The sequence below is a fragment of the Leptolyngbya sp. FACHB-261 genome, assembly GCF_014696065.1.
Taxonomy (GTDB): domain Bacteria; phylum Cyanobacteriota; class Cyanobacteriia; order FACHB-261; family FACHB-261; genus FACHB-261.
The window spans coordinates 631,535-658,272 of sequence record NZ_JACJPL010000027.1; the positions used below are offsets into that span (position 1 = coordinate 631,535).

A 26,738-nucleotide genomic window follows, 5' to 3' on the forward strand; every position below is an offset into this window, starting at 1 on the left:
CTCATCCAACTTCCCCTCTAAGATCACTTAAGGAAGCTAAGGCCAGAATAACCATGTACTTGCGATTCTGAGGTCACTAGATGGCAAAACGCGAAATCTCTAGTCCCAATGCCATCAGTAGCCCGGTTTCTAAGCTAGGGGTTGCTTTGCAGGTTTACCACAACATTAGGTAATCAGCGTGGTTGATTTCACAGTAGCTATTCCTACATACAACGGGGAGTCCCGACTACCTGAGGTTTTGGACCGTTTGCGCACTCAGGTCGGCGTCGAGCATCTCGATTGGGAGGTGATTGTTGTCGATAACAACAGCACTGACCGCACGGCAACAATTGTCCAAGATTACCAGGCAAACTGGCCTCAAGCTTGTCCTCTTCGATACTATCTAGAGACTCAGCAGGGCGCTGCTTTTGCACGGCAACGGGCAGCTGAAGAAGCTCAGGGAATATTTATTGGCTTCTTAGATGATGACAATCTGCCAGCTCCTAACTGGGTTGCGGCGGCTCACGCCTTTGGCCAAGACCGTCCCAGTGTGGGGGCCTACGGGAGCCAGATTCATGGCGCTTTTGAGGTTGAGCCACCTGCCGATTTCAAGCGCATTGCCCCATTCTTAGCAATCATTGAACGGGGACCTAACCCGCGTCGCTATGAACCTGAGAAGAAGATGCTACCGCCTGGAGCGGGTTTAGTGGTTCGCAAGCAGGCTTGGCTGAAGTCTGTACCTAAGAGCCTAGTCCTCAATAACAAGGGCAAAGAAGCTGGCCTCGCTAGTGAAGATTTAGAGGCATTGCTCCATGTCCAAAACGCAGGCTGGGAGATTTGGTACAACCCGACGATGGAGGTCTACCACAAAATTCCCCCTTGGCGTTTGGAACGAGAATACTTAATCGTGTTGCTGCGTTGTGTTGGATTGAGCCGACACCGCATTCGCATGTTGAGCATTCAACCTTGGCAGCGCCCTCTAGCACTTCCTGCCTACTTCGCCAATGATTTGCGTAAGCTGATTTTCTATTTTATTAAGCACCGAAAAACTCTCAAGAGTGATGCTATTGCTGCGTCAGAATTTGAGCTACTGTTGAGCAGTTTGATTAGTCCATTTTATTTGTGGAGCAAGCTGCTTAAATCTCGATTTAGCTTTGAACGTCTGCCAGCGCCTGTAGAATCAAGCGTTGCTACAACTCAATCTAGCCAATAAGCCAGAAAACATGAGCTTGGACTTTACTGTAGCCATCCCTACCTATAATGGGGCAAGCCGCTTGCCTGCTATCCTTGATCGATTAAAGACACAGGTACAGGTAGACCAAATTGCTTGGGAAATCATCATTGTTGACAACAACAGCAAAGACGATACGGCTAAAGTTGTCCAAGAATACCAAGCCAACTGGCCTGAAGCTTTTCCCTTAAAGTATTACTTTGAAGCTGAGCAGGGAGCGGCCTTTGCTCGGGTGCGAGCAGTACAAGAGGCCCAGGCCGAGCTTATCGGCTTTATTGATGACGACAATCTACCGGCTCCAGATTGGGTGAGTGCTGCCTATAGCTTTGGTCAGGAGCATCCCAAAGCGGGGGCCTACGGTGGTCAGATTCACGGCGATTATGAAGTGGCACCGCCAGAAAATTTCAGAAGAATTCAATCTTTTCTGGCGATCCGCGAGCGGGGCTCTAAACCTCACTTGTATGACCCTGAGAACTTAAGTTTGCCACCTGCGGCTGCAGTGGTAGTGCGTAAATCCGTCTGGTACAACCATGTACCTAGCCGCCCCAAATTGAGCGGTAAGGTGCGTGGCTCCATGGTGCAGGGTGACGACTACGAACCGCTGCTCTATATGTACCGAGCAGGTTGGGAAATTTGGTACAACCCAGCAATGCACACGCATCATCAAATTCCTCACTGGAGGCTAGAGCGAGACTACTTGATGTCGCTAGTACGTGGCTCTAGCTTATGCATTTGTGATTTACGTATGATCAATGCAAAAAGCTGGCAAAAGCCAATTGTATTCACTAAGATTCTGCTGGGAAGTACCCGTCGCACCCTGCTCCATGTTCTGAAATATCGGGGCAAAATTAAAACTGATCTCATCGCTGCTTGTGAGATGGAATTTTTTCTGGGTAGTTTACTTAGCCCTTTCTATTTTCTAAATAAAACCTTGAAGAGTAAGACCACTGCCCTGCGCGATCCTTAGAGTTTTTCAATGCCAAAACCACAGTCTCAAAACCACAGTCTGTAGACGACAGAGTTTGGTTAAGTTTCTATCCCTCATTTCAGTAGTTTGACTCACCTCATTCCTCAAGTTCACGAGAGCAAGTTATGAAAAAGCCTGTCATTGCCATTGGCATGGATGCAGCCGATCCAGCCCTGCTAGAAGCTTGGATGTCACAGGGGCACCTGAAGAATTTGAGCCGGCTGCGGGCTCAAGGAGCCTATACTCGTCTCAGCAATTTTCACTACTATCGGGCCGAGACGCCCTGGACAACCTTTCTGACTGGTCGTCCTCCTGAGGAGACAGGCTTTTGGGGTCCTGTGAAATTGCGAGAGGGAACTTACGATGTCCGTGAGACCGGCGCTTACGACTTCAAGGAGCATCCACCCTTCTATGCACTGGGCGAAGACTACCGAGTTGCGGTGTTTGATACGCCCCAGTCCACGCTCTCGGATCAGGTGAATGGCATGCAGGCTCTGGCTTGGGGCGCGCACTCTCCTTTGACGCCCAGCCATTCCCGGCCCGAGCCATTGCTATCTGAACTCATCCGCCAGCATGGCAAGCACCCGGTTCTGAATCGGGATCACGCGGACTGTCGCAACCTCAAAGCGCTACTCCGGCTGCAAAAGTCTCTAGAAACTGGCATCGCTCGTCGCGCGACTATTTGCCAGGATCTCTTGGAGAGAGATGATTGGGATCTGTTCTTAACCGTGTTTGGCGAAACCCACTCGGCAGGCCACTACATGTGGCACTTGAGCCAGCCCCACCCGCTCTACAAGCTGGGCGACGAGACTGCGCCTGACGCCTTGCTTGCTACCTTTGAAGCAATTGACCGGGCAATCGGCGATATTCTAACCAAAGCTCCGGCAGATGCGACCGTGGCTGTGTTTGCTGCTCATGGCATGGGCTCCAATGTCATGGACCTGCCCAGTATGGTCTTCTTGCCCGAGCTGCTCTACCGCTGGAACTTCGGTAAGCCCGGCTTGGCGCCGGGCCGGTTGAACTCCCGTCCCAAACCACCGATCACCAGCTTCAAAAAACGTGGCTGGGTCGGCGAAGTCTGGAGTTTAAAGCACGACTCCAATCCGCTCCGTGGTTTCCTACGCCGAGAAGCGCCAACCAAAATTTATGACCGCCTTGAGAAATTCTTAGGCGCACCGCAAGCAGACGACCTGGTCTCCCCCTACGAGCAGTCTGCCAACTCAGATTCTCTATACTGGCAACCTGCCAATTGGTATCGGTCCCTTTGGCCGAAGATGAAGGCCTTTGGATTGCCCAGCTACTCAGAAGGTTATGTTCGTATCAATCTAGAGGGACGAGAGCCTGAGGGCCAAGTTCCGCTGGCTGAATACAACGCTGTATGTGACGAGATTAGTCAGCACCTGTACCAGCTCAAAGATGCCAGAACTGGCAAGCCAATGGTACGGGAGATTGTGCGGACCCGAGCCACAGGTGCTGAACGCGATCCCAAGCTGCCGAGTGCGGACTTGGTTGTGCTGTGGCAAGAGGAAAATGCCACCGACGTCGTTGATAGTCCTGATTTCGGTCGTATTGGCCCTGTCCCCTTCTCTCGCACCGGTAGCCACCGCTCTGAGGGCTTCTTCATGGCTCAAGGACCGGGCATCGAGTCTGGTGCGACGCTGCCCCCTGGGCATTCGCTGGATCTTGCACCCACGATCCTAGAGCTCATGGGCGCACCGATTCCGTCCCATTTTGAGGGCAAGCCTCTGCTGCAACGCTCAGTTCCTAGCCCAGTCGCTTGACTTTAGGTCTTGAGCTTGTGCTAGTTCTGGTCCGGAGCCAGCTGACCACAGCTTAAGGAGCTGGCTCCGAACGCGAATTCCATCACTCAGGGTTACTGGCATGCGTTGGGCTGAGAGTATAAGGCTCAAGAGTAGACAGAGATGGCAGATTGAGCAACCGTCTCAAGCATTCGGGCAGTGGTTCTGGATAGGATTGACCTCTCTGGTTGTCGTTGCTCTTAGCATTGCGGCAGTGTTCTGGATTGGCGACCATCCCTACGGAACCAACTGGGACGAGGCAAATTACATCAACCGGGCTTATCGAGATGTCAGCATCTTTAAGCGTGATGGCATTGTCGGTCTGCTTCAGGCATTGGTTCAAGAGGATGTCAGTCGTCCGTCAGCCTTCCGACTGCTCGTTCTGCCGCTAACACTGGTGCTGGGGCCAAGTCCTACACTGGTGCGCTTGGTGTCTCTAGCTTGTCTCTGGCTCAGTCTGCTGTTTGTCTACGGAGCAGCCAGGCGACTGGCAGGTGCAACAGCCGGTGCATTTGCAGCAACCTTTTTAGCACTTTGCCCAATTATGCTTGCAGCTAGCATGCGGTTCTATGTGGACTTTCCGCTCCACTTAGCGATTGCCGCCATGCTGTACTTTCTATTCTCGGACTGGAATCAGGAGCAACCCCGCTCTCGTAACTGGATCGGCTTGGGATTAGCTCTTGGTTTGGGGGCACTGGCCAAACCTCCTTTTGTGTTTATCGCGGTACCAAGTCTTCTACTCGCCTTTGCCTTGAGCTGGTTTAAGGTGGTGCTTGGCCCCAAACCGCTAGCCTTAGTCAAAGCAGCAGGTTTAGGTATCCTGATCATGCTGCCTTGGTGGGCTTTTAACTTCCGGGCAGCTCTCTCTAAGTCATTTCGTTCGGGTGGCTTTTCAAGGCATTCCTTAGGACCTAAAGGATCGCTGGTTACTCTCATAGAGTGGCTCAACGTTGTTGCCCAATCGATGCTGGGGCCAGCCCTAGCGCTCCTCACCCTAGCGATTCTGGGAACTTTGCTGGTGCAATTGCTCCTCAAGCAAGACCCGCTCAATCGCACTCAGGCAACAGCGATTGCCGTTTGTTTGGCCGGAGCTTTACCCATGCTGCTGCTAGCGGCAGTAGGTACCAACCAAAACCCACGTTTGGTTTCTCCCTGCCTGGTCCCTTTTGCGGTGACAATTGGGGTTATTGCCACTGCAACTGGCTGGACTTCCATGAAGTGGCGAGCAGCACTGGCCACGGCAATTATCGGTTGTCAGTTAGCAGTGATGATTTCCCCCTCCGGTGGCAGCCCACGTTATCAGGAGGGCGATGCAGCTGCGCAAAGTCTACTGTGGGGTAACCCCACCACCACGGTGCAGCGGTCTGAGCAATGGGATTGGTCCAAGCTCAAAACACTGTGTGACACGCATCAACTGCAAAAGGCGAGAATCGCCTATTTAGGTAGTGGCGACAATCTTAGCCCCACGCAAATTATCTACGCTTGGGCAGTACAAAATCAGAGCGTAAGTGTAACCGAGCTTTGGCGGTATGAGCAGGGGGAGCTCAATTGGGACAAGATCATGAAGGAAATCGACTCGAAAAATGTTGTCATTACTGTTCCAGCTTTTACTCAACCGTCTGCTGACCAGAACAACTTAACTACTTATCAACGCTTCGGTCTGATGGACAATCAACATAATGTCGAGCTGGTGGAGCGATTGCGCAATGACTCCAGCTGGAGTGGACCCGTGCAAATCGAAATGGGGCGCTTTGAACCAACGCCAATTTTCGTGTTTTTACGCAAAACACCTTAATCACTGTGGAATAACATGCCACTGATCTCTGTTGTCATTCCCGTCTATAACGGCGAAAAAACGATTCAAGAAACGGTTGACTCGGTTCTGAAGCAAACATTCACGGATTTTGAGCTGCTAATCATTAACGATGGTTCGCAGGACTCGACTCTAGAAATTCTCAGCAACATTCAGGATCCACGCCTCAAGATTCTGTCCTACCCCAATGCTGGCTTAGCGGCCAGCCGCAATCGAGGTACAGCTCAAGCAACTGGCGAGTTTATTGCCTTCCTAGACGCAGATGATCTTTGGACCACCGACAAACTAGAGGCACAACTTCAAGCACTGCAAGCCAATCCTCAGGCAGCAGTGGCCTACAGCTGGACTGATTACATCAACGATGCCAGCCAATTTATTCAGGCAGGCACCCACATGACGCGCAATGGCAGTGTGTTGGGTCAGCTTTTGGTCACTAATTTTGTCGAGAACGGTTCCAATCCATTAATTCGGAAGCAGGCATTGCTGGAAGTGGGCGACTTCGATGAGTCACTTACGGCAGCTGAAGATTGGGACATGTGGTTGCGCTTAGCGAAACACTATGAATTTGTGGGGGTGCGCAAAGTCCAGATTTTGTACAGACGGACCAATTCGATGTCGTCTAATGTGGTCAGGCAGGAGCGCGAGTGCCTAAAGATATTGAATCGAGCTTTTGATCAGGCCCCCGAAGCCATTCAACAGTTGCGCAAGTATAGCTATGCCAATCTCTACAAATACTTGACCTTCAAGGCGTTAGATGGCCCGCCGGGATTGCAGCGCGGTTATGCAGCAGCACGGTGTCTCTGGCACTCTATTCAGAACAACCCAGCCTTACTGCAACAAAGACGGATGGTGCTGTCGGTGATGTTCAAAATCCTCAAAAAGGCTCTCACTCCACCCTTGTCAATCCAAGCGAAACCATGAGAGTTCAGAAGCTGCGCTTTAACAGGCTACAAGTCTTTGTCCTCTCACTCTTAGTGCTAGGAGTCTTCTGGCGTTGCTTCAATCTCGACCACAAAGTTTATTGGGGTGATGAGACCTTTACCTCGTTTCGCATCGCTGGCTATACCGAGACAGAAATTATTCAACAAGCTTTTAATGGCCAAGTTATCACAGTTGATGAGCTTCAAAAGTATCAGCAAGTCACCCCAGAGAAAGATTTAGGCGACACGCTCAGGTCTTTAAGCCTAAAAGACTCCCAACTGCCACCTCTATATTTTGTCCTGGTTCGCTTTTGGGTGCAATTATTTGGCAATTCAGTAACTGTTACCCGTAGCCTTTCGGTCGTTTTTAGCCTACTCGTATTCCCCGCGTTTTATTGGCTGTGTCGAGAGCTCTTTGCGTCCCCTAAAGTTGCCTGGATCACACTGGCACTTGCCGCTGTTTCACCCTTCCAGGTGCTATACGGTCAAGAGGCAAGACCCTATAGCCTGCTAATGGTCACAACCTTGTTGTCGAGTGCAGCCCTGTTACGAGCATTGAGGCTCAAAACTACCTTGAGTTGGGGCTTATATGCCATCACAATGGCACTAGGGTTTTACACGTTCTTACTCTCCGCTTTAGTTGCAATAGGGCATGGCATTTATGTGCTTATTTGCGAAGGCTTGCGTCTGAGCAAAACCACAATTGCCTATCTGCTCGCCTCCCTGACCAGTGGAGTTCTGTTTGCGCCTTGGCTCTGGGTGGTGATCTCAAGCTTGTCCACAATTAATCAGACAACCAGTTGGAAGTCTCGCGAAATGACGCTGTTGCCCCTACTGAGTATGTGGGCACGCAATATCAGTTATGACTTCTTCGATGTGCAACTCGGCTATAACGATCCAGTTCCCTATCTGATTCCGCCGCTCGTCATCCTGGTTATCTATTCCTTCTATTTTGTCTGGCGGCGTGCTCCCAAGCAGGCTCTATTTATCACAACCCTAACTGCTTCAACTGCTCTACCTCCTGTATGGTCTGATCTAATGACAGGTGGGGTTATGTCAACAGCAGCTCGATACTTTATTCCCAGTTATCTAGGCATTAAATTAGCTGTTGCTTATCTTCTAGCAACTCAACTCACAAACTCCTCAAAACAGCCTAATGCTCAACAACGGTGGCGTTTAGCACTGGCTACGCTAAGTTTAATAGGTGTCATTTCCTGTGCTGTTATGTCTGAGGCTGAAACCTGGTGGAATCGCTATCAAAGCTATTACATTCCTCAGGTGGCTCGGGAAATTAACAAGGCGGAGCAGCCGCTAGTAGTTGCTGATGGGTTAAGCAATCAGGGCAATATCATGGCCCTTGGTTATCGGCTGGATCCAAAAGTTCGGTTGCAATTGGTTGTCGCGCCGGAAATTCCCAAGATCCCAGACGGTTTCAGCGATGTCTTTCTCTTCAAACCGAATCAGCAATTTCGAGAGCAAATAGAACGTGAAAATCGGCGTCATGGAGAACTTGTTTTTGCAGCTAAAACCACTAGGCTCTGGCGCTTAGACAAACAGTCGTAAGGTCCACCAAGAATCGAGATGGAAAGTGTCAAGATGGACGTAACTTGTGCTGAACCTTAAAACTAGCCTCTTCTTGCTAACTTTAGGTTGCCTGGCTGCTACTGGTTTAGCGTTGTACCTGCTTGGCGGTATTAATCCCGATCAATTGCAAACCTGGCTTAGGCAAGCAGGAATTTGGGCGCCAATTTTGTATATTGTGCTCTACGTGATAGCCACAGTCTTGGTGTTGCCCTCCACGGCACTCAATCTCACCGGTGGGGCTCTGTTTGGTCCCTGGCTGGGCACGGTTTGGACGAGCTTAGGTGCAATTATTGCCGCCGTGGTTGCCTTCGCTTTTACACGCACAGTGGGACGACAGGCAGTGTCTAAGCGCTTATCTGGACGCTGGCAGGCAATGGATGCAGAGGTGCGGCAGGGAGGGCTGTTCTACATGTTCGCGATTCGGCTAGTGCCGATCATGCCCTACGGCTTGGTGAACTTTGCGGCTGGGCTCACCTCAGTCAGTTTCAAAGACTACCTGTTAGGCACGACGATTGGCACGGTGCCCAGCGTTCTGCCCTTTGTACTGTTGGGCAGTTCCAGCCTGGAAGTATTCAAAACCGGAGATGTGTTTCCGCTGGTGGCAGCCCTGGCTATGACTGGCATATTAGTAGCGGGCTCTACCTGGTATCGACGACGACGGATGTTCCCAACCCAGGCTCAAGAGCAACTGGACCGCGCCAGATTGTCAGACTTACCAACGCCCGACCCAGGTCGTGAACCATGAAGCCGCAATACTCCTTTATTGTGCCGATTTATAACGAGCAGGAGAACATTCCAGAGCTGTATCGCCGCATCAGTGCAGTGATGGATCGGATGGACGGCCCAACCGAGTTACTTCTGATCAACGACGGCAGCCGGGATGCCTCACTGTCTATGCTGCGCGAGCTACGGGAGAAAGACGAGCGAGTCTGCTATCTCAGTTTTGCCCGTAACTTCGGTCATCAAATTGCAGTGACAGCAGGACTGAATTTCTCTCGGGGCCAAGTCATTGCAATCCTGGACGCTGATTTACAGGACCCACCGGAGTTGATTCCAGACATGGTGGAAAAGTGGCGCCAGGGCTATCAGGTCATCTATGCTCAGCGCATCCAACGCCGTCAAGAGAGCTGGTTCAAGCGGTTCACAGCCTACGCCTTCTATCGAATTCTCAAGCGTCTAGCAGATGTGGATATCCCCACAGACACCGGGGATTTCTGCTTAATGGATCGGCAGGTGGTGGATGCGCTTAACGTGATGCCAGAGCGAAATCGCTATATTCGCGGACTTCGCTCATGGATTGGTTTCCGTCAAACTGCGATTCGTTTTGAGCGTGACCCGCGATTTGCAGGCGAGGTCAAATATACCTTTCGCAAATCGTTCGCCTTGGCCGTTAATGGTTTGGTGTCTTTCTCCAAGGTCCCCCTGCGTCTCTCAACCTATGTAGGTCTCTTGTCTGCTACTGCCGCTATTTTAATGGCCCTGCTGGTGCTCTACTGGCGGTTATTTCAACCTGGCTCTCCCATCAATGGCTTTGCCACCATTGCCATTGCAATTCTCTTTTTGGGAGCCGTGCAATTGGTCAGTATTGGCATTTTAGGCGAATATATTGGGCGAATTTATGAAGAAGTTAAAGGCCGACCTCTGTATACTTTGGCCGAAGTGGGAGGTTTCACTCCAGCTCCGGGCAATACAGACAATGGCAACCATTTAAGAACGACGCCTTACGTTGATTCGCAGCCTCATTAAGCTTGTTAAATTGCTACGCCAGTCAAACAAAATCAGTACAAATGTAGGTTCTAGAGATGCTCAGGCTCCCATCTATACAAGGCAAGTCAAAGGCTTGGGGATTTCATTCGACCTGGCTACAGTATTTCATTATCGTTGTGCTGGTGCTGGGCGTATTTTTCCGGTTTGTCAATATTGACCATAAGGTTTACTGGAAAGACGAAGCTTACACTTCACTACGCATTTCTGGCTACACCAAAGCTCAGTTTATCCAGCAGATGTTTGACGGGCGCGAACTCGGTCTGGAGGAACTCCGGAAGTACCAACGCCCTAACCCTGAGCTAGGGCTGGACGCCACAATCAAATCCCTAGCGACTGATGCGCCCCAGCACTCGCCGCTCTACTTCTCGCTCGCTCGCTTTGGTATGCAGTGGTTCGGTGATTCCATTGCTATCCCTAGGGGTTTGTCAGCCCTGTTTAGCCTGTTGGTATTTCCTTGCCTCTACTGGTTATGTGTAGAGCTGTTTGAGTCTTCGACCATCGGTTGGGTTGCAATGGCTTTAATGGCGGTTTCGCCATTTCAGGTGTTGTATGCCCAAGAAGCTCGTCAGTACAGCTTGTGGGCTGCGGTGACGCTGCTGTCGAGTACGCTTTTACTGCGGGCATTACGTCTTAAAACTAAGACCAGTTGGGCACTGTACGCAGTCAGTGTAGCTTTGGGGCTCTACACCTATCTATTTGCGGCTCTAGTAACAGCAGCGCATGGCTTATATGTGCTGATCCAGGAGCGCTTTCGTCTTAGCAAAACGGTGCTGGCTTACGCACTGGCAACCATTGTCAGTGGGTTAAGCTTCATTCCCTGGGTGTTGGTGATTCTGGACAATTCGTCTCGCATCCGGAGCAACACAGCCTGGCTCAAAAGCGATTTACCTCTGCTTTCCCTGCTGAAGCTTTGGGCACGCAATATTAGCTACGCCTTTTTTGATATTCAGTTTGGCTATGACGACCCATTCGTCTATATGATCCCACCGATTCTGTTATTGGTGGGCTATGCATTCTATTTTCTCTGCCGCAAAGCTCCAACTCACATTTGGCTCTTTGTTTTGCTTCTGGCTGTCGTGCCTGCCCTGCCTCTGGCACTACCCGACTTGCTGTCTGGAGGCTTGCGTTCGATCACCGGGCGCTATCTAATCCCATCCTATTTGGGCATTCAACTGGCAGTAGCCTACTTACTAGGACGGCAAGTTAGCTCGCCCTCACTCAAGCCACAGCAACAAAAACTTTGGCAGTTGGTGTTGGCTCTGGTGATCTCTGGCGGTGTCATTTCCTGTGCGATTAGCTCCCAGGCGGAAACCTGGTGGACCAAGTCTGCCAGCTATTATGATCCAGCAGTTGCTCACATGATCAACAAAGCCGAGCGTCCCCTAGTCATTAGCAGCGACAACACCAACGTCAATGTTCTGTCACTCAGCTATCTTCTAGATCCAAAGGTACGGCTCATTCTAGTTAGGGAACCAAATTTGCCGACAACGATTCCGAGCGGCTTTAGCAATGTTTTTCTCTACAATATTTCTCCCGAGCTTCGTCGGGAATTTGAGCAAGAGCCTACTTACCAAAGCTATAAAGTCGAGCGCCGTTACTCATCCAAGCCCACACAACTTTGGGAGCTGGTGAAGCAATAGACGCTGCGGTTGTTTCTCAATGTCTGAGAAGTATCGGGACTAGATTCTGCCCGGTTGGCTAATTTTTTTGGAGCTACAGTGTTGGGGGAAGGCATTCAATGAAGCTATCTGTGGGTTCCTGGGCACAAAGCAGCGATTCTGAACGCAGTGTCGACCGCAAGCTGATTGTCGGAATTTTCTTACTCTCATTTGCGCTAAACGTGATTGCCATTCAGGTGCCCATTAACCCCGATGAGGGCACTTGGGTTGGCAACGGCATTCTCTTCATCAAACGGCTATTTGAAGGGGATTTTGCCAAAACCTTTCTACTGCAACACCCTGGTGTCACCAACATGTGGCTCCATGGCAGCAGCATCGGTGTGTATTGCTGGTTACAGCAGTGGTTTGCAGCTGTACCTGTAGATCAGTCGCCATCACTTTTAGCTTGTGGTCAGATCGACAATGGCACTCACGCTTTCCCCTTAAGCTTCTACACGGCAGTCCGCATAGCGCAAGCAATTGTAACCTCGGGTTGTTTGGTTGCCCTATACCTGTTAGCGCGAGGGCTATTAGGACGGCCTGTGGCCTTAATAGGTACAGGGTTGCTGGTGCTAGAGCCCCTGTTTCTTAGCTATCAGAGATTGACTGTCACTGACGCTTTGCAGATCGACCTCAGCACGGTGGCACTATTCCTGCTACTGCTCTACTTGCGGGGCAATCGCAGTGGTGGAACTGATCGTCGTCTGTTGCTCGGATCAGGCGTACTGATGGGCTTAGCCGCAATCAGCAAAGTACCGGCCCTATTCGCCCTACCCGCCGTCGTGGCCTGGGTCGTGCTGATCGAACTAGGAGCTTGGCGCCAAAGCTTTGCCCAGCGAGGCTGGCTGCATCAGGCTATTGATTTAGCTCTCTGGGGAGCCGCGCTGCTAGTAGCCATCTTGGTAGCTTGGCCAGCAGCCTGGGCTGATCCTCTCTGGACCCTGCAACGCATGTATGGTGGCCTACGAGCAGAGTCAGGCCGAGGCTCTCTGTTCTTTTTAGGACAGCTGACCCAATCCCCAGGGCCGCTATTTTACCCGCTGGTGCTGGCTTACCGGCTTTCACCCGTGACCCAAATTGGGCTGTTGGCCTGCTTGGTTACAGTGCTCGTACCTCGCTGGCGACGTCGTTTGAGCCATGTTCCTGAACTGGCCGCCTTAGGGTTACTAGCTCTGTTCATTCTGCTTGTAATCTCAGCGACGGCCAGCAAAATCGACCGCTACGTGCTGCCTGCCTTCCCCCCCCTGGCTTGCCTGGCGGCAGTGGGATGGCAGCAGATCGCATTGGGTTTAACGTCTCTCTGGCAGCGTCGCAATCGCGAGGGCACCAGTCGTGGCTCAGTCTTCCAGGGTCCTCTGGCTGTGTTGGCCCTGCTACTGGTGCAGTTGGCCGTGCTGGTGCCCCATTACCCTTACTATTTGACTTACTTCAATCCACTACTGGGCGGTATTCGAACTGCGCAAAACTTGCTGATGGTGGGTCAGGGTGAGGGCTTAGATGTAGCAGCAAATTGGCTCAACCAGCAGCCTCAGGCAAAAGAAATGACGGTTGCCAGCTGGTACCTACCCTCGTTCGCGCCTTTTTTCCACGGCACCAGTGTCTCGGTCGACAAGCAAGATAGCACTGACGCCCCGGCTTGGACTCAGGCCCAGCGGGTGGTGCTCTATGTCAACCAGTTTCAGCGGCAATTGCCTAGTCCCAAAATGCTCGGTTATTTTGCAGCCCAATCACCCCTACACACAGTCCGGCTGCATGGTGTGGACTACGCTCAAATTTATCCAGGGCCTGTGCCTCTGTCTGATGAACTTGCCAAACTGTCGATTCCCTCAACTGCCAAGTTTGGCAATGCAGTTAGCCTCTTAGGCTATGAGGTGAGCAACCCTCAGGTTCAAGCAGGCCAAAAGTGGGGGATCAGCCTTTACTGGCAAGTTCTGGATACGCTGCCTTCGGAGGCTAACCTTTCATTGGGTTTACGGACAGGCTCAGACCAGGTCATTCAGGAAGACAAGACTGGTTTAGTGGGTGGTTACTTACCCACACAGCAGTTGTCCAAGGGCACGGTCGTGCGCGATGTTCATTGGCTAATCGTGCCACCGGAAACAGCCATCGGCCCTTACCAAATTGCCGTGGAGTGGGTTTCGCCTAAACAACCTCTAAAAGTGGAAGGTGCGATCCATCCCCACTCAGAAACGCGGGCATTGGTTGGCACGGTAGAGGTCATCCGGAGTTGATGTCTGCATGGATCGGCTCTAAGTGGCCTTGAAAAAGAGCCAAGGGATTGAAGCGAATGAGTCAAGCGCAAGGAATAGACAGTTGATGAAGCGATCGATGACCTCCCCGAGGCAGCAGACCAGACCCGAAATATGGCTGCTAGTAGGGATTTTTCTTGGCTCGCTGCTTCTGCGCGTCCTTGCCAGCCAGGTGCCCATCAATGTAGATGAAGTGAAGTGGATGCACCGGGGTTTGGGCTTTCTGGGGGAACTGGTCGACCGCAACTTAGCAGGCACCTACTTTCAGCATCATCCTGGCGTCACCACTATGTGGCTCAACGGCATTAGCCTGATGGCGCATTGCCTATTGCGCGAGTGGTTCCCGACCGCGCTTCAACTCGACCAAACGGGCTCGCTGCAAGCCTGCGCTCAGTTGCTAAAAGCCGCTCCAGCTTTGCCGGTGGAATCCTATGTGCTGGTTCGAGTTGCCCAAGCGGTCATTACCTCGGCCTGCATGGTCTTCCTATACGTACTAGCGCGGCAGCTCCTAGGACAGACAGTGGCATTGCTGGCCTTGGTACTGCTAAATCTGGAACCATTTTTCCTGTCCTACCAGCGGCTGCTGACCACCGATGCCTTCCAAACCGATTTCACGATCCTGGCGCTGTTGCTGCTGCTACTCTATTTGCGAGGCAATGGCGATCGCCGACCGCTGGTGGGATCCGGCGTTTTTATGGGACTGGCAGCGGCCACCAAAACACCATCCCTGGCAGTCCTACCAGCCATCACCGCGTGGCTAGTCCTGATTGAAGTCGGTGCTTGGCGCCGCAGCTTTCCTCAACGCGGCTGGCTGCGGCAAGCATTGGACTTGGCCCTATGGGGGGTCGTCATTGTGGCAACCGTTTTTGTAATTTGGCCAGCCTTGTGGGTGGCACCGATACAAACGGTGACCCAATTGCTCAGCGATTTGCAGTCTGAAACCGAGCGGGGCTATCTCTTTTTCTGGGGACAAGTCACAGAATCGCCAGGTCCCCTGTTCTATCCGGTACTGCTGGCCTATCGGCTCTCACCCGTACTAGAGCTTGGGCTTGTCTTCTGCCTGATCGCCTTGTTGACACCCCGCTTACGACGGTCGCTATCCCAGGTTCCAGAGTACCTGGCGCTAGCGCTGGTGCCTTGCTTTATTCTGCTCGTGTTCTCAGCCATTGATAGCAAAATCGACCGTTACGTGATGCCCATGCTGCCCTTCCTGGCATTGCTCTCAGCGGTAGGCTGGCAGCAAGCGAGCCAGTGGCTTACCCCTTGGACGAAGCCGCTCTGGGAAGGTCGCGGCTCTCTGCTGGCAAAAGGTTTTCATAGCCAAACTAGCTCGCTAGTCCTGGTGCTGCTATTGGCGCAACTGGCGGTCGTATTGCCGCATTATCCCTACTACCTGACCTACTACAATCCTTTGTTGGGCGGTGCGCCCGTGGCTCAGCGGTTGTTGATGCTGGGGAACGGGGAGGGCTTAGATTTGGCCGCAAGCTGGCTGAATCAGCAGCCAAATGCCAAAACCATTACCGCTGCCAGTTGGTACTTGCCCTCATTTGCCCCTTATTTCCAAGGCAAGTCGGTTGAGATTAACAAGCTTGTAACCGCTGGAAAAAACAACTTCGTCAATCAGCCCCGCTGGTGGGAGAAGGTGCAGCGGATTGTCTTATACATCAACCAACACCAGCGACAACTGCCTGATCCCAAAATTTTGGCTTACTTCGCAGCGCAGCAACCCCTGCACACCGTGCAGTTACACGGAGTTGACTACGCTCAAATTTATTCGGGTCCAGCTGTTTTGCCGGAAGAAGAGGCAAGCCTAGCGAATACTCAAGCAGTCACTTTCGGCGAGCAGGTTCGCCTGCTCGGCCATAAAGTAGAGAGCCCTCAAGTACGCAACGGTAGTGATTTAGTTGTCACGCTTTATTGGCAATTCCTAGAGCCTGTGCCAGCGGACACTGCAATCGTACTGAGTTTGCAAGATACTAAGGGAGTTCCTAGAGACCGTTCGACTGCGCCTCCCCTAGCGGGTCTTCTACCTCTGGAACAAATCGCTCCAGGCACAGTCTTACGGGATAGCCAACGGCTAAGCGTACCTTCAGACACACCCATCGGACGTTATCGCCTTCAAGTCGGTTGGACGGTAGCTGGTCGTGATTTAACCATTCAGAACGGCTCGGACCAGACCCAGCGTGATCAGGCAATCCTAGGTGAAATTGAGGTAACACCGTCCTAGCTTCAAGACAAAAACAACTGAATTATTCCAATTACTAAGGCTAGAGCCCTGCCCCTGGCTCGATGACTCGCTGCGATGAGCTGCAGTTATGTCCAAGCGCTGATTGTGAAACCGGTTCAATGGTTGATTATTGATCAGACTTCACACGCTTGAGGTTGACGCTGCGATCAGAACACTCAGTTACAGAAGGGCGCAGATGGAAACGCTAGTATCAGTCATTATTCCTTGCTTTAATGCGCAGAAATGGCTGGCAGAGGCAATTGATAGTTGTCTCGCGCAGTCCTACGCTAGGGTCGAGGTCATTGTCATCGATGATGGTTCGACCGATCGCTGCCCAGAGATCCTCAAGGGCTATGGCAAGCGCATTATCTGGGAGACCGGACCGCGTAGAGGTGGTAACTATGCTCGCAATCGAGGCTTCTCCCTGGCCAAGGGCGACTATATTCAGTACCTGGACGCCGACGATTTTCTGCTGCCGCAGAAAATCGAGCACCAAGTGCGCTTTCTAGAAACGACTGATGCCGATGCTGTGTATGGTGATTGGCGACACCTGCATCACCGCGGCAACAGCAAACCAGAGCTGGGACCAGTTGAAGTTTCTGGTGCTCAGGACGATATTTTAGAGTCACTTCTCCGCGATTGGTGGGCATCTTTGAATGCCTATCTCTTCCGCAGAAGCGTCATTGAACAAAGTGGCGGTTGGGATGAAGCCTTGAAAGTCGGCCAGGACCGGGACTTCTTCATCTCTTTAGCACTGAAAGGGGTGAGCTACGCTTATCAGCCCGGCTGTTATGCCATTTATCGCAGGTACGGCAATGTCACGGTCTCTACTGCCAACAAAGTGCTTTGGCTGGAAAATCATTGGCGGGTGCTAGCGAAAGCAGAAGCACAATTGAGCCAACAGGATAAACTTTCAGTTCGCTATCGACGGGCAATGGCGGAGTCCTATTTCTCGATGGTGCGCTATTGTCACGATCACATCACACATGAACATCGTCTGCGTTTGCTCAAGAAAGTGGTTGACCTAGACCCTGAATTTCGGGCTGAAGATAATCGCTCCCTCCCTTATAATCTGATCGAGAGTGCACTAGGCTTTTTAGCTGCACAAAGGCTACACAGCTACCGTAGACAAATCGTTCTACAGCTTCGGCAATTACAAGAAAAACCGGCTAGGGCACCTGCAATTCGTAGATCGCAACCGGTTCATCCTTACCCCTAATCTTCACGCATTGGCTAACTAGCCGCAGTTGAAAGGCATCCGGATGACGCAGTGCCGCAACCACAGGTTCAGTCACAAGAATTTGACAGTGATAGTCCTTAGTCAGGCGCTCGACTCGTGAAGCCAGATTCACTGGGTCACCAATCACGGTGGATTCAATCCGCGAAGTAAAGCCGACTGTGCCCATCACAACTTCACCACGGTGAATGCCAATACCAATATCAATTTGTGGCAAACCCTGGTGAAGCCGCTCAGCGTTGAATTGAGTCAGGGTACGACGCAGGGCCAGAGCTGCCTGCAAAACTCCATCAGTGGCTTCATCATCAAATAGAGCCATGATGGCATCGCCAATGTATTTGTCAATGAATCCATTGGCTTCGTTGATCACTTGGCCCATGCAAGCGAGATAGGCATTGAGAAATTGAAAGATTTCACTGGGGGTCAATTTCTCAGAGAGGCTGGTGTAGCCTCGAATATCTGTGAATAAAATCGAAATTTGACGTGTAACTGCGACACCAACCTGAATTTGCTCAATTCCCTCTGGCGCAATCACGGAAAGAAATTTCTCGGGCACGAACCGCTCAAAAGATTCCAGAGTTTTTTGCAACTTGCTGAAGGAAGCCTGAAGCGCTGCTGACATTTCGTTGAAGGATGTAGCTAGAGCGCCAATTTCATCAGCCCGTTGCAAATTGGCGCGATGGTGCAGATCGCCGCTGGCAATTTTGGCCGCGCTGCTTTGCAAATGGCGAACCGGCTCACTGAGATGTCGAGCTAGCAGATAGGCACTGAGCAAACCAAACATCAAACCAAATGCCCCGACGAGCAGTGCCTTTTGTACTGCCAGCGCCACAGCTCGATCTACCTGTCGCAGTGAGATGCCCACACGCAACGTCCCGAGCTTTCCACCAGTAGCAAGGTGAATAGCGGAGGCAACTTCGATGACCCGTTCGCCGCGTTGAGCCCGTTGGTGATTGGGTGGAAAGATAATATCGCGCAGGATAAACGTTTCGGCAGTGTGAGGTTTTTCCAAAGCCGCAAGCGCAGCCTCCGTTACCCCAATTGGCACCAGGTTAGGAACGTACTGCTCCTGAAACTCACTGGGCGAGGCAGCAACAATTTGGTTGTCTAACTTCGCATCGGACACCAGTATGTAAACGAAGTCCGGATTGTCGCGTAGTAGCAAGTCGAGATTGACGCGAATCGCACTCCAGTTTTGCTCATTGAGATCGCCACTCGATGTCTGCGACAGCAGCAGGGCAAAGGACTGAGCCTGGGCCCGCTTTTGCTCCTGATAGAAGTCGCGCTCATTGGTCGCCCAGAGCCACACCACAGCAGAGACAATCGTGACGATGACCAGGGTGGTGCTGGTCATAATCTGAGTGCGGATGGAGCTAAATTGCCAAGGTTTTAGGGGCCAAGGTTTTAGAAGCCAGCGTCTTAGGGGCTGGGGCTTTGCTGTCTGTTTCATCGCCCAGGCACCTCTAGTTCTTCAACAAAAGTCATCCAGCCCTTAACCCCGTTCTGGCTAACACAGTGGTGGGGTAGAGCGAGGGTTACGGGCCCCCCCAAGCGAGCCGGGATTGGCTGCCGGTCATCGCCCCAGTGAGTCGCAAGCAGCAGGTCACAACGGTTCACCGCATCAGCGCTGAGTGTGACGGGCTGGGTGAGGTCGCGATCAACCGCTGCTTTTCCCCGAACCACCACGTGTTGACTGGCTTGCAAGCTCACGCCTGCCGCAGCTAGCAGATCGCGCAAGCGCACACCTTGGAGTTTGACCTTGCCAACCGGCCAGCCCAGGCGATACTCAACCGCTTCTTCAAGGCTGGTTTGGGGCAGTTTGGCTAAGGCACTGGCCTCAAAGCGGTACTCCTGCTGGTTCGCTTTAAGCCGCAGTTGGATAGGCTCGGTCCCGACAATAACGTGCGTGACATAGTAGGACCAGAATTTATCGCTGTAGACCTGCTCCAACTGCGGATATTGACGGTAGGGAAACACCAGAAAGACGGGGCCACCCTGGTTGCGTTGGATAAACTGGCCGTTGCGCTTAAGAGCAAGCGTAATCGGATAGCGCTGCAAATCATCCAGATTGACGGTGGAGCGAAAGGCATCGAAGGTCACAAAGGTCACCTCTTGTACGCCAGGTTTCACCCCCACTTGCTTGAGCAGATCTGCCACACCAATGCCCTGAAAGTCCAGCACAGCGTTTAGCTCTGTGGGATTCAAGGGCGATTGAGTCAGTACGCGACTGGTCGCCAGCGATTGTAGTTGTTGCCACGTGAGCGTGACTGGCGTTTGCCTCAACGTCTGTCCTGTAACCAACAAGCGCCAGGACTGAGTTTGGGTCTGTGGGTTATGGAGATGGGCTGCCGCCAAAGTGGCATTGCGCATCAGAGCTTCTTGCTGCCAAGTCGCTAATTGAACTTCAGTCGGCTGTTGCCTGCACCCCTGTAGACTCCCTGCCAAGGCCAAAATGCCAGCAGCAAGCAAAGGGACTCTGAGCCTAAGACAACTTGATGCAGTTAGCATGCTTGTAGCCAACACATTATGAGAATAGCCTTGTGCTCCCTCTAGGGCTCTAACCACTGATCGCCAAGTAATGCCAGGAGTCACTGTTGCCATTTCCACTGATGTTTAGCGTCAGTAATTGAGCCAGTTTCTCCGCTTTATTTCGATTATTTTGTTGGTAATCGCAAACATGAATATCAACTGAGATTTTGCCCTTCTCTGGCCAGAAGTGAAGAGCAATATGCGACTCCTCTAATAGAACGACGGCTGAAATTCCTTGAGGTTCGAAGGTGAACGCTAGTTCGCCCACTGCTTTTAGCCCAACGTTTTGAACCGAGTCTTTCAAGAAACTCAAAAACTCAGTTTCTGTCCATTCAAAGATTTCTGGTGCAGCAGTAAGGACTGCCGAGAGGTGATGGGACTTCAGACCAGAACTAGAATTAAGGCTCGGGTTAGACACCATAAACTCTGCGTCCATCTCCCGGCAAAATAGTGAGCAGAGTAGGGGAAATCCGTTCGCCCGCAGTCACCTCAACCTTGCCATCCCAGACTTCGACCGAGAGCACTTTATTGCCAGGCCCGTTGTAGTCGAAATACTGGCAGCGCTGGGCCTTGCGATTAAGGGTTTTGCTGGAGGGGGTCATCTTAGCAGAGCCTGCTTCTCTACAGGTATAAGCTTCACCGCCAAAAGTTAGTTTCTGTGGGGGTGTACTGCTAATTTCCAAATCCGAGATCGGTTCTAACCAGCAGACTTCAAGCTGGTCATCTTCTTCGACTGAGAGCCAACAAACTTGCTCACCCTCTTGCAGTAGATATTCCAGCCATTGATAGCCATTGCTGTCATAGGTGAGCCGTCCTTCGACGACCCAATCACCGCCCAAATATTGCACAAAGTCGCCTAGTTGCAGATCGAAAATGGAGCGTTCTACTGATGCAACTAGAGGAGCGCTGCTCGGTTTCAGAGCCTGACTTTGCCGCTGCTGAACCAGTAATACAATGCCCAGGCAAACCAGTAGACCAATACCCAGCCAGATTAATACCAGCACAGTAGAACCCTCTCGTTACTGATAAGCTGCCCAACGCGGGTCATCTTGATAACGCACAATTATTGGATAAGCAAGTCGATTAACCTCAACTGGACCGATTTCGATATCGCCAGGCAGTTGGAATAACTGAGCTAGCATCGGCTGACGCAAGAAACGCGTTGCCACCGGCAGTTGCAGCGTGGTTGGCGTGATTGGGGTACGGGAGGCCAGCACAAAGCCCCAAGGTCCAAAACTGGGCACATCAATTACATAAGGCTGCACGGCCAGACCTACAGCCTGGAGCGTAGCCGCAATGCAAGCAAAGGCACGGGGCGCAAAGAACGGACTCGAAGCCTGAGTTACTAACACACCACCAGCCGCCAAGCGAGGCAGCAGACGTTGATAAAAGCCCTCGGCATAAAGTTTGGCAATTGTCTCCCGGTCTGGATCCGGGAAATCGGCAATGATCACGTCGAAGCGTTCATCTAGAGCGGGAGCCGCTACAAAGGCATCCGCCTGTTGAACCTCCACCCGAGGGTCTACTAGGGCACCAGCATTGACCCGGGTTAGAAAGGGATGGCGACGGGCCAAGTTCACGACCGCCTGGTCGAGGTCAATCAGCAGCACCCGTTCGACCTCCGGCCACTTCAGCACCTCGCGTAGCGCCAAGCCGTCCCCCGCCCCCAGTAGCAAGACCCGCCGTCGGGTTGAACTGGCACTCATGGCTGGATGCACTAATGCCTCGTGATAGCGGTACTCATCCAGAGTTGAAAACTGTAAGTCGCCATCCAGAAACAACCGTACATCCGCACCCTGCCGAGTTAGAACAATGCGCTGATAGGGTGACTGAATGCGGGCAATAATCGGCGCGTTGTATTGGGTATTTTCCAGACGGTCGCCCAACGAAGTTGCCACCGGTGCAAAGGCACACAAGCCCAAGCCCAGCACCAGACCCCAGTAGCTCCAAGCGCGAACTTTGGGCTCAGACTGAGCAAAAGCTCGTCCTAAGGCAAAGACCATGAAGGCAGGCAAGGCCCCAATTACTGCGGCTGAAGGAAACAAGCCCAGAACCGGTAATAGCAACACCGGAAAGGCCAAAGACCCCAACAGTGCCCCCAGGTAATCGAGCGCTAGTACCCCGGATAGAGCATCGCGCACGCCCTCATCCTGCTCCAGTAGCCGGGTCAGGAGAGGCACCTCCAAGCCAGCCAGGGTACCCAGCAGTCCAGTCACCAACACCAAACCCAGCCACAGGGGACCACTGACCACAAACAAGGCGAACAGGCCCAAGGGCAAGAAGACAATGAGTGGGGCGATCAGCAGCTCAATTTGCACAAAGGCCAATAACAACTGCTGCTGTTGTTGGGCTGGTTCGCCTTGGTCACCAATAAAGCGGCTGAAGTAAGCGCCAATCCCCATCGCCGCTAAAAAGCCTCCCACCGCTACCCCATAAGCGAGGGCCTGATTGCCGACAAGATAGCTGGCTAGCGTCCCTAGCAGTAACTCAGCAGCCAAAGCGCAACCGGAACAGATCGCGGTGGCCGTCAGCAATAGCAGGCGTTGACTGCGGCTCAAGGGTTGGAATGAACTGACCTCAGTCAGTAGGTCTAGGGTCATTATTTGCCAGCCCCCGGTCCACCGCCACGAAAACTGCTGTAAGCCGTACGGGAGGGCAAGGGTTGCCAGGTTTGGTTGCGATAGTACCCGGATAACTCAGTGCCGTGGCGTGACCAATAGAGCGGTTGTTGTTCCTGGCGCAGATTAAGGGCTGAGGGTTGAAAGTAGCCAGCCAGGATAGTGAGCAGCGCAAGGATTAGGGCAGCAATTGCCAGAAATTGAGTGAGCATCGCTCGATCTTTCTCGCAGTAGGATCTTTCTCGAAGCAGGTAGCCGCGTGAACAGCCGGGTTAGTTGTAGAGTCTTCCCGCTTAGGTCCAGCGAACCTGACTAACCTCAACATTTCTCAGCGTGCGAGCCCCCTCACTCACCCGCAAGCAGGTGGAGTCCACAGAGGCATCGGGTGTGACCTCGACCGCAAACCGATAGGAACTGCGTGGTTCTAGCATCAGCAAGGTTTCAAACTGAGCCGTTGCCTTCTCGACGGTGCCTTTGTCATTGCGGTGAAAGCGCAACCGCACCCAGTCAGTTTGCTGATGCACCGGATCGCCATTACGATTGCTTACGACCAGCGCCACTTGCAATCGTTGAGGAGCCGTGTCATCAGCAGCAATTGCAACTACAACCTTCACCAAATTGTTAGGGCCACCTACCACTGCCCGTTCACCAATGTCGCTGAAAGGCATCGTCTTGGCAATAACGCCCTTACCTGAACCGAGGACACTCAGGTAAGCTAATGCCGCTAGACTGCCAGAGCCCAACAATCCAGCCCATAAGTAACGGCCATCAACAACGCCGTTGCGCACTGTGATCTCAAACGGCACGGGCTGGTCGAGTTCCTGTCCTGCCGTATCGCCATATTCAAGGACATCAACCACAATGCTGACAGTTTCTGATTGAGCGCTGCGTACATCCAGCCCGCCCCATAGGTCGTCTTCTTGCCAGCTACCCGACTCGCCCTCCTCCTGCCAGGTGCCTGACTCACTCCAAGCTTGCTTGAGGCCACTAGCCAGAACCTTGCCCTGAGAATCTTGTAACTGAATTTCGTAAGTTACCCACTGGTTGCTCGGCAAAACGGCCTTTACCTCAATGCGCAACGCTCCCAGAGTTGCCCTTTGAAGGACCAGAGGTTGCAGCCTAGCGGGTTCGCCCTCGCTCACCTGCACCTGCGTTGACACCAGGGTTTTGGCAAAGGAACCAGAAATTAGCAAGGCTAGAAGCACCAGCACAGTCACCACCAGCGCAATATGGGGCCACAGGTCAATAAAGCGCCCGGTGCGCTGAGTTTGGACGTCGATGCTCATGGCCCTTCTCGCAGCTAGCGACTCAGATTCCTATCAATCTAGCCAGCCTATATTAGCTGTTTAGCCTCTTGTTTTCAGACTTGACAAAGTGCCTGGTTAACGCCTAATCATGGCTTGACTACAGAAGAATTGGAAGCCAACACCATGATTTTGCCAACGTTACAAAAAGTTTCTGAGACGATCGGCTGGACCGTGATTGGCATTCTGTTGCTGTATGGTGGGGTGCGCCTGTTTGACCTCATTGACCCCATCGATTACCGTGAAGAGATCCGCAAAGGTAATCTTGCCGCTGGCATCATCATGGCTGCCCTGATCACAGGTTTAGCCGCCATTGTAATTGCGGTAATTTTGAGTTGAGACAGTTGAGTTGAGGCAGTCTCTAAGGAAGTAGCCACCCTCAAAAAACACTCTACTCAAAAAAATCCCATGCCAAAGTAATCAAAGGCAAACTCCATTAAGTTTGCTGCGGTTCTTTGAATTTCTATTCTTTGAATTTCTTTGAATTCAATAGGCTGAAAATTGGGCTAACAGGATCGAGGATTGAGCCAGCCAACAGTCAAACCAGTCAATAGTTAGCTGCTCAGTTTAATTCCTGCTCTCACTGTCGCCCAATCTAAATGGCCCGATTCAAGTTCGATGCACCCAACTACGCCGAAGCTTGCGCCGCTTCAGCGTGCTCAACGGTAAAGGTAACTTCCTGTCCAAAGGTCAGTTCCAGGGTATGGCCATCTGGGTCGGCGACGAAGGCCCAGTAGCCAATCGGTGCGCCGGCATCGGCAGGTCCATCGCGCAGGCAACCCTCCTGACGAGCTTGTTCACAGAGCCGATCCACTGCTTCCCGGCTTTCGCAGGCCACACCTAGATGGGCAGGCGGTAGGATTTGATGTTCAACTTCAGGTTTTTGCAGCAGCACAATCACGAAGGGACGGGTCTGGTCGGTAATCCAGGCCACTTCATCACCGGTTTCCTCTTTGCGTCGGTGAACGACCTGCATCCGCGCATATCTTGCATAGAAATCAATGGTGGCATCGAGATTGGTGACCGGTATCGCCACATGGGTCAGGCCCAGATCAGACATTACAAAGGCTCCTTTTAAAGGGGTTTGTTGCTCCTACAACCCACTGTGCCTGCTCTGCTTTTGCGCGTGGTCTGTCAGGAGACGCAACTTTTAGGTCTTTCCCGCTGCCACTGGGAACTGAGTACGCTAGGGACAGAAATCAATGCACGACCCAACTCCCACCTCAATCCACATCCCCTCAACCCACCAGTTTAGGAGCCAATCACTGTGGTCAAAGCAGCAGACCCCCTTGAAGAAGCGCTCGCTCAGCTCAAGCGAGAATTGCAAACTCAATTGAGCGAAGCAGAATTAGCCCAGGTTGAACTGGAGCCAGGACGATCAAAAAAGAATTTAAAGATCTAGAAGACTTTGAAGATTTTGCCAATGACTGTATGTTTTTCGAATCATACCCAGACCAGAGCATTGCCTTGCTTTGTCCTGGTGGGGCAATAGTGCAAGTGTTGAAGGCAGAACAAGCTGAAGTGTTTCGACTGCGTTTAAGTGAGTTAATTGATAAGCTCAGGCAGGGCAATCAACTCAAAAGCCTACTCAAAGCAGTAAATGAACTAGCCTACGAATTTGCCAGTATCTAGCACTCTTTGAGATTGTGAAACCAAGCTCTAAAGTCAAGCTCTAAAGTCTAGACAGAGCCAACTAGAATTCAGGGTCTTCAGGATTGATCATGAAGTTTGCAATTCTAAAGTACGCGCTTCCAAAGCAATTGCAAATACATACTGAAAGACATCTAAAATTGTGAGCTGGTTGCTACACTACGCTTGATTCCAGCGTTACCTACTGCCAATCGACATGAAAGCAATCCGGGTGCGAGAGTTTGGCGGACCAGAGGTTCTGCAATTAGAAGACGTTCCCGATCTGCAACCGGGTCCAGGTCAAGTTGTTGTGCGAGTTCATGCCATTGGGGTCAACCCGGTTGATACCTACATTCGTTCTGGTATTAACTACAGCACCAAGCTTCCTTACACGCCTGGTACAGATGCAGCAGGTGTGATCGAAGCGGTAGGTGCAGTGAGCCGCCTGAGTACGGGCGACCGAGTTTACACAGCCAAAACTCTCAGCGGCGCTTATGCAGAACTCACTCTCTGCGACCAAGCTCAGGTCCACCGATTACCCAGTCAGCTTTCCTTCGCCCAGGGGGCAGCCATCAATGTCCCTTACGCCACTGCTTATCGGGCTCTGTTTCAACGCGCCAAAGCTGTTCCAGGCGAGGTGGTGTTGGTGCATGGAGCTAGTGGTGGCGTTGGCATTGCAGCGGTACAGCTTGCCCGCGCTGCGGGTCTCACCGTTATTGGCACAGGTGGCAGTGAGCAGGGACGGCGATTAGTGACCGAGCAGGGAGCCCAACAGGTCTTGGATCACCACGACCCAACCTACCTGGAGCAGGTGTTGGCCTTGACGGAGCAGCGGGGCGTAGATGTCATTCTGGAAATGCTGGCCAATGTCAACCTGGACAAGGACTTGGGATTGCTGGCTCCCGGCGGCAGGGTTGTGGTGATTGGCAACCGAGGTCGCATCGAAATCGACCCAAGAGCAGCCATGAGTCGCGATGCCAGCATCTTGGGCATGAGCTTGTTCAATGCATCTGAGCGGGAGTTTGCCAGTCTCTATGCCGCTCTAGCAGTTGGCTTAGAAAACGGTACGCTGCGCCCGATTGTTAGACAAGAAATTCCTTTGGCAGAAGCGCCTCGCGCCCATCAAGCGGTCCTAGAAGCTGGCGCATACGGCAAGATAGTTTTGATTCCCTAAACTAGGCCAGTTACTAAGTAATGCGGTTGGACAAAACTTAAGTTGAGTGAATT

Annotated in this window: 24 protein-coding genes; 16 read left to right on the forward strand and 8 right to left on the reverse strand. The window is 52.2% G+C overall.

The window, feature by feature from the left end; translation table 11 throughout:
• Positions 1–178 precede the first annotated feature (178 nt).
• The 12 genes from hpsE (H6F94_RS22545) (at position 179) to H6F94_RS22600 (ending at position 17,413) form a co-directional block, all read left to right on the forward strand.
• Positions 179–1,192: a hormogonium polysaccharide biosynthesis glycosyltransferase HpsE gene (hpsE, locus tag H6F94_RS22545; RefSeq protein WP_313949353.1), complete on the forward strand. Its 1,014-nt coding sequence runs from the start codon at positions 179–181 to the stop codon at positions 1,190–1,192.
• A 10-nt stretch (positions 1,193–1,202) separates the two neighbouring features.
• Entirely contained in the window at positions 1,203–2,177 is a 975-nt protein-coding gene (gene hpsE / locus H6F94_RS22550) for a hormogonium polysaccharide biosynthesis glycosyltransferase HpsE (protein ID WP_190804474.1), read from the forward strand.
• 125 nt (positions 2,178–2,302) lie between these two features.
• The gene (locus H6F94_RS22555; protein WP_190804475.1) at positions 2,303–3,958 is read left to right on the forward strand and encodes an alkaline phosphatase family protein; all 1,656 of its coding nucleotides are present in this window, start codon (positions 2,303–2,305) and stop codon (positions 3,956–3,958) included.
• Between the two features lie 193 nt (positions 3,959–4,151).
• Positions 4,152–5,771, forward strand: a complete 1,620-nt coding sequence (locus H6F94_RS22560) for an ArnT family glycosyltransferase (protein WP_190804476.1) — start codon at positions 4,152–4,154, stop codon at positions 5,769–5,771.
• Between the two features lie 15 nt (positions 5,772–5,786).
• Entirely contained in the window at positions 5,787–6,710 is a 924-nt protein-coding gene (locus tag H6F94_RS22565; RefSeq protein ID WP_190804477.1) for a glycosyltransferase, read from the forward strand.
• On the forward strand, positions 6,707–8,272 hold the full coding sequence (locus tag H6F94_RS22570) for a glycosyltransferase family 39 protein (protein ID WP_190804478.1): 1,566 nt from the start codon (positions 6,707–6,709) through the stop codon (positions 8,270–8,272). The genes H6F94_RS22565 and H6F94_RS22570 overlap by 4 nt, the downstream gene beginning before the upstream one ends.
• A gap of 46 nt (positions 8,273–8,318) precedes the next feature.
• A complete protein-coding gene (locus H6F94_RS22575; protein WP_190804479.1) occupies positions 8,319–9,038 on the forward strand; it encodes a TVP38/TMEM64 family protein in 720 nt (239 codons plus the stop codon).
• On the forward strand, positions 9,035–10,039 hold the full coding sequence (locus H6F94_RS22580; RefSeq protein ID WP_190804480.1) for a glycosyltransferase family 2 protein: 1,005 nt from the start codon (positions 9,035–9,037) through the stop codon (positions 10,037–10,039). The genes H6F94_RS22575 and H6F94_RS22580 overlap by 4 nt, the downstream gene beginning before the upstream one ends.
• Before the next feature lie 56 nt (positions 10,040–10,095).
• Positions 10,096–11,700 carry a glycosyltransferase family 39 protein gene (locus H6F94_RS22585; RefSeq protein ID WP_190804481.1) on the forward strand — a complete coding sequence of 535 codons (1,605 nt, stop codon included), beginning with the start codon at positions 10,096–10,098 and terminating at the stop codon, positions 11,698–11,700.
• Between the two features lie 98 nt (positions 11,701–11,798).
• Positions 11,799–13,949, forward strand: coding sequence for an ArnT family glycosyltransferase (locus tag H6F94_RS22590; RefSeq protein ID WP_190804482.1), 2,151 nt, complete (start codon positions 11,799–11,801; stop codon positions 13,947–13,949).
• A 97-nt stretch (positions 13,950–14,046) separates the two neighbouring features.
• On the forward strand, positions 14,047–16,194 hold the full coding sequence (locus H6F94_RS22595; protein ID WP_190804483.1) for an ArnT family glycosyltransferase: 2,148 nt from the start codon (positions 14,047–14,049) through the stop codon (positions 16,192–16,194).
• A gap of 196 nt (positions 16,195–16,390) precedes the next feature.
• Positions 16,391–17,413 carry a glycosyltransferase gene (locus H6F94_RS22600; RefSeq protein WP_190804484.1) on the forward strand — a complete coding sequence of 341 codons (1,023 nt, stop codon included), beginning with the start codon at positions 16,391–16,393 and terminating at the stop codon, positions 17,411–17,413.
• Here the strand turns inward: H6F94_RS22600 and H6F94_RS22605 are convergent.
• The 7 genes from H6F94_RS22605 to H6F94_RS22635 all read right to left on the reverse strand — a co-directional run bounded on the left by H6F94_RS22605 (position 17,364) and on the right by H6F94_RS22635 (position 23,864).
• A complete protein-coding gene (locus tag H6F94_RS22605; RefSeq protein ID WP_190804485.1) occupies positions 17,364–18,785 on the reverse strand; it encodes an adenylate/guanylate cyclase domain-containing protein in 1,422 nt (473 codons plus the stop codon). The genes H6F94_RS22600 and H6F94_RS22605 overlap by 50 nt on opposite strands.
• Before the next feature lie 92 nt (positions 18,786–18,877).
• Positions 18,878–19,900: a molybdopterin-dependent oxidoreductase gene (locus H6F94_RS22610; protein ID WP_199320580.1), complete on the reverse strand. Its 1,023-nt coding sequence runs from the start codon at positions 19,898–19,900 to the stop codon at positions 18,878–18,880.
• An 88-nt stretch (positions 19,901–19,988) separates the two neighbouring features.
• Entirely contained in the window at positions 19,989–20,396 is a 408-nt protein-coding gene (locus tag H6F94_RS22615; RefSeq protein ID WP_190804487.1) for an S-adenosylmethionine decarboxylase family protein, read from the reverse strand.
• The gene (locus H6F94_RS22620) at positions 20,371–20,964 is read right to left on the reverse strand and encodes a DUF4178 domain-containing protein (RefSeq protein WP_313949354.1); all 594 of its coding nucleotides are present in this window, start codon (positions 20,962–20,964) and stop codon (positions 20,371–20,373) included. Before H6F94_RS22620 ends, H6F94_RS22615 begins: the two co-directional genes overlap by 26 nt.
• A gap of 15 nt (positions 20,965–20,979) precedes the next feature.
• Positions 20,980–22,560, reverse strand: coding sequence for a polyamine aminopropyltransferase (locus H6F94_RS22625; RefSeq protein WP_190804488.1), 1,581 nt, complete (start codon positions 22,558–22,560; stop codon positions 20,980–20,982).
• The gene (locus H6F94_RS22630) at positions 22,560–22,790 is read right to left on the reverse strand and encodes a hypothetical protein (RefSeq protein ID WP_190804489.1); all 231 of its coding nucleotides are present in this window, start codon (positions 22,788–22,790) and stop codon (positions 22,560–22,562) included. The genes H6F94_RS22625 and H6F94_RS22630 overlap by 1 nt, the downstream gene beginning before the upstream one ends.
• An 81-nt stretch (positions 22,791–22,871) precedes the next feature.
• Positions 22,872–23,864, reverse strand: coding sequence for a hypothetical protein (locus tag H6F94_RS22635; protein WP_190804490.1), 993 nt, complete (start codon positions 23,862–23,864; stop codon positions 22,872–22,874).
• A 114-nt stretch (positions 23,865–23,978) separates the two neighbouring features.
• Between H6F94_RS22635 and H6F94_RS22640 the strand changes: the two genes are divergently transcribed.
• Positions 23,979–24,221: a DUF350 domain-containing protein gene (locus tag H6F94_RS22640; protein WP_242041338.1), complete on the forward strand. Its 243-nt coding sequence runs from the start codon at positions 23,979–23,981 to the stop codon at positions 24,219–24,221.
• A 289-nt stretch (positions 24,222–24,510) separates the two neighbouring features.
• On the opposite strand, the gene H6F94_RS22645 is transcribed toward H6F94_RS22640, so the two are convergent.
• Positions 24,511–24,942, reverse strand: coding sequence for a VOC family protein (locus tag H6F94_RS22645; protein WP_190804491.1), 432 nt, complete (start codon positions 24,940–24,942; stop codon positions 24,511–24,513).
• Between the two features lie 207 nt (positions 24,943–25,149).
• On the opposite strand from H6F94_RS22645, the gene H6F94_RS33070 reads away from it, so the two are divergent.
• The 3 genes from H6F94_RS33070 (at position 25,150) to H6F94_RS22655 (ending at position 26,685) form a co-directional block, all read left to right on the forward strand.
• Positions 25,150–25,284 carry a hypothetical protein gene (locus H6F94_RS33070; protein WP_277878144.1) on the forward strand — a complete coding sequence of 45 codons (135 nt, stop codon included), beginning with the start codon at positions 25,150–25,152 and terminating at the stop codon, positions 25,282–25,284.
• Between the two features lie 29 nt (positions 25,285–25,313).
• The gene (locus H6F94_RS22650; RefSeq protein WP_190804492.1) at positions 25,314–25,514 is read left to right on the forward strand and encodes a hypothetical protein; all 201 of its coding nucleotides are present in this window, start codon (positions 25,314–25,316) and stop codon (positions 25,512–25,514) included.
• A 214-nt stretch (positions 25,515–25,728) separates the two neighbouring features.
• Positions 25,729–26,685 (forward strand): NADPH:quinone reductase, encoded by a 957-nt coding sequence (locus H6F94_RS22655; RefSeq protein WP_190804493.1) that lies wholly within the window; start codon positions 25,729–25,731, stop codon positions 26,683–26,685.
• Positions 26,686–26,738 lie beyond the last annotated feature (53 nt).

Excerpts from the sequence above, each read along its gene's own strand:
- H6F94_RS22645 (WP_190804491.1), bottom strand. The coding sequence starts at position 24,942 with ATGTCTGATCTGGGCCTGACCCATGTGGCGATACCGGTCACCAATCTC.
- H6F94_RS22590 (WP_190804482.1), top strand. The coding sequence starts at position 11,799 with ATGAAGCTATCTGTGGGTTCCTGGGCACAAAGCAGCGATTCTGAACGC.
- H6F94_RS22570 (WP_190804478.1), top strand. The coding sequence starts at position 6,707 with ATGAGAGTTCAGAAGCTGCGCTTTAACAGGCTACAAGTCTTTGTCCTC.
- H6F94_RS22625 (WP_190804488.1), bottom strand. The coding sequence starts at position 22,560 with ATGACCCTAGACCTACTGACTGAGGTCAGTTCATTCCAACCCTTGAGC.
- H6F94_RS22585 (WP_190804481.1), top strand. The coding sequence starts at position 10,096 with ATGCTCAGGCTCCCATCTATACAAGGCAAGTCAAAGGCTTGGGGATTT.
- H6F94_RS22630 (WP_190804489.1), bottom strand. The coding sequence starts at position 22,790 with ATGCTCACTCAATTTCTGGCAATTGCTGCCCTAATCCTTGCGCTGCTC.
- hpsE (WP_190804474.1), top strand. The coding sequence starts at position 1,203 with ATGAGCTTGGACTTTACTGTAGCCATCCCTACCTATAATGGGGCAAGC.
- H6F94_RS22635 (WP_190804490.1), bottom strand. The coding sequence starts at position 23,864 with ATGAGCATCGACGTCCAAACTCAGCGCACCGGGCGCTTTATTGACCTG.
- H6F94_RS22605 (WP_190804485.1), bottom strand. The coding sequence starts at position 18,785 with ATGACCAGCACCACCCTGGTCATCGTCACGATTGTCTCTGCTGTGGTG.
- H6F94_RS22580 (WP_190804480.1), top strand. The coding sequence starts at position 9,035 with ATGAAGCCGCAATACTCCTTTATTGTGCCGATTTATAACGAGCAGGAG.
- H6F94_RS22655 (WP_190804493.1), top strand. The coding sequence starts at position 25,729 with ATGAAAGCAATCCGGGTGCGAGAGTTTGGCGGACCAGAGGTTCTGCAA.
- H6F94_RS22600 (WP_190804484.1), top strand. The coding sequence starts at position 16,391 with ATGGAAACGCTAGTATCAGTCATTATTCCTTGCTTTAATGCGCAGAAA.
- H6F94_RS22565 (WP_190804477.1), top strand. The coding sequence starts at position 5,787 with ATGCCACTGATCTCTGTTGTCATTCCCGTCTATAACGGCGAAAAAACG.
- H6F94_RS22595 (WP_190804483.1), top strand. The coding sequence starts at position 14,047 with ATGACCTCCCCGAGGCAGCAGACCAGACCCGAAATATGGCTGCTAGTA.
- H6F94_RS22615 (WP_190804487.1), bottom strand. The coding sequence starts at position 20,396 with ATGGACGCAGAGTTTATGGTGTCTAACCCGAGCCTTAATTCTAGTTCT.
- H6F94_RS22555 (WP_190804475.1), top strand. The coding sequence starts at position 2,303 with ATGAAAAAGCCTGTCATTGCCATTGGCATGGATGCAGCCGATCCAGCC.
- H6F94_RS22650 (WP_190804492.1), top strand. The coding sequence starts at position 25,314 with ATGTTTTTCGAATCATACCCAGACCAGAGCATTGCCTTGCTTTGTCCT.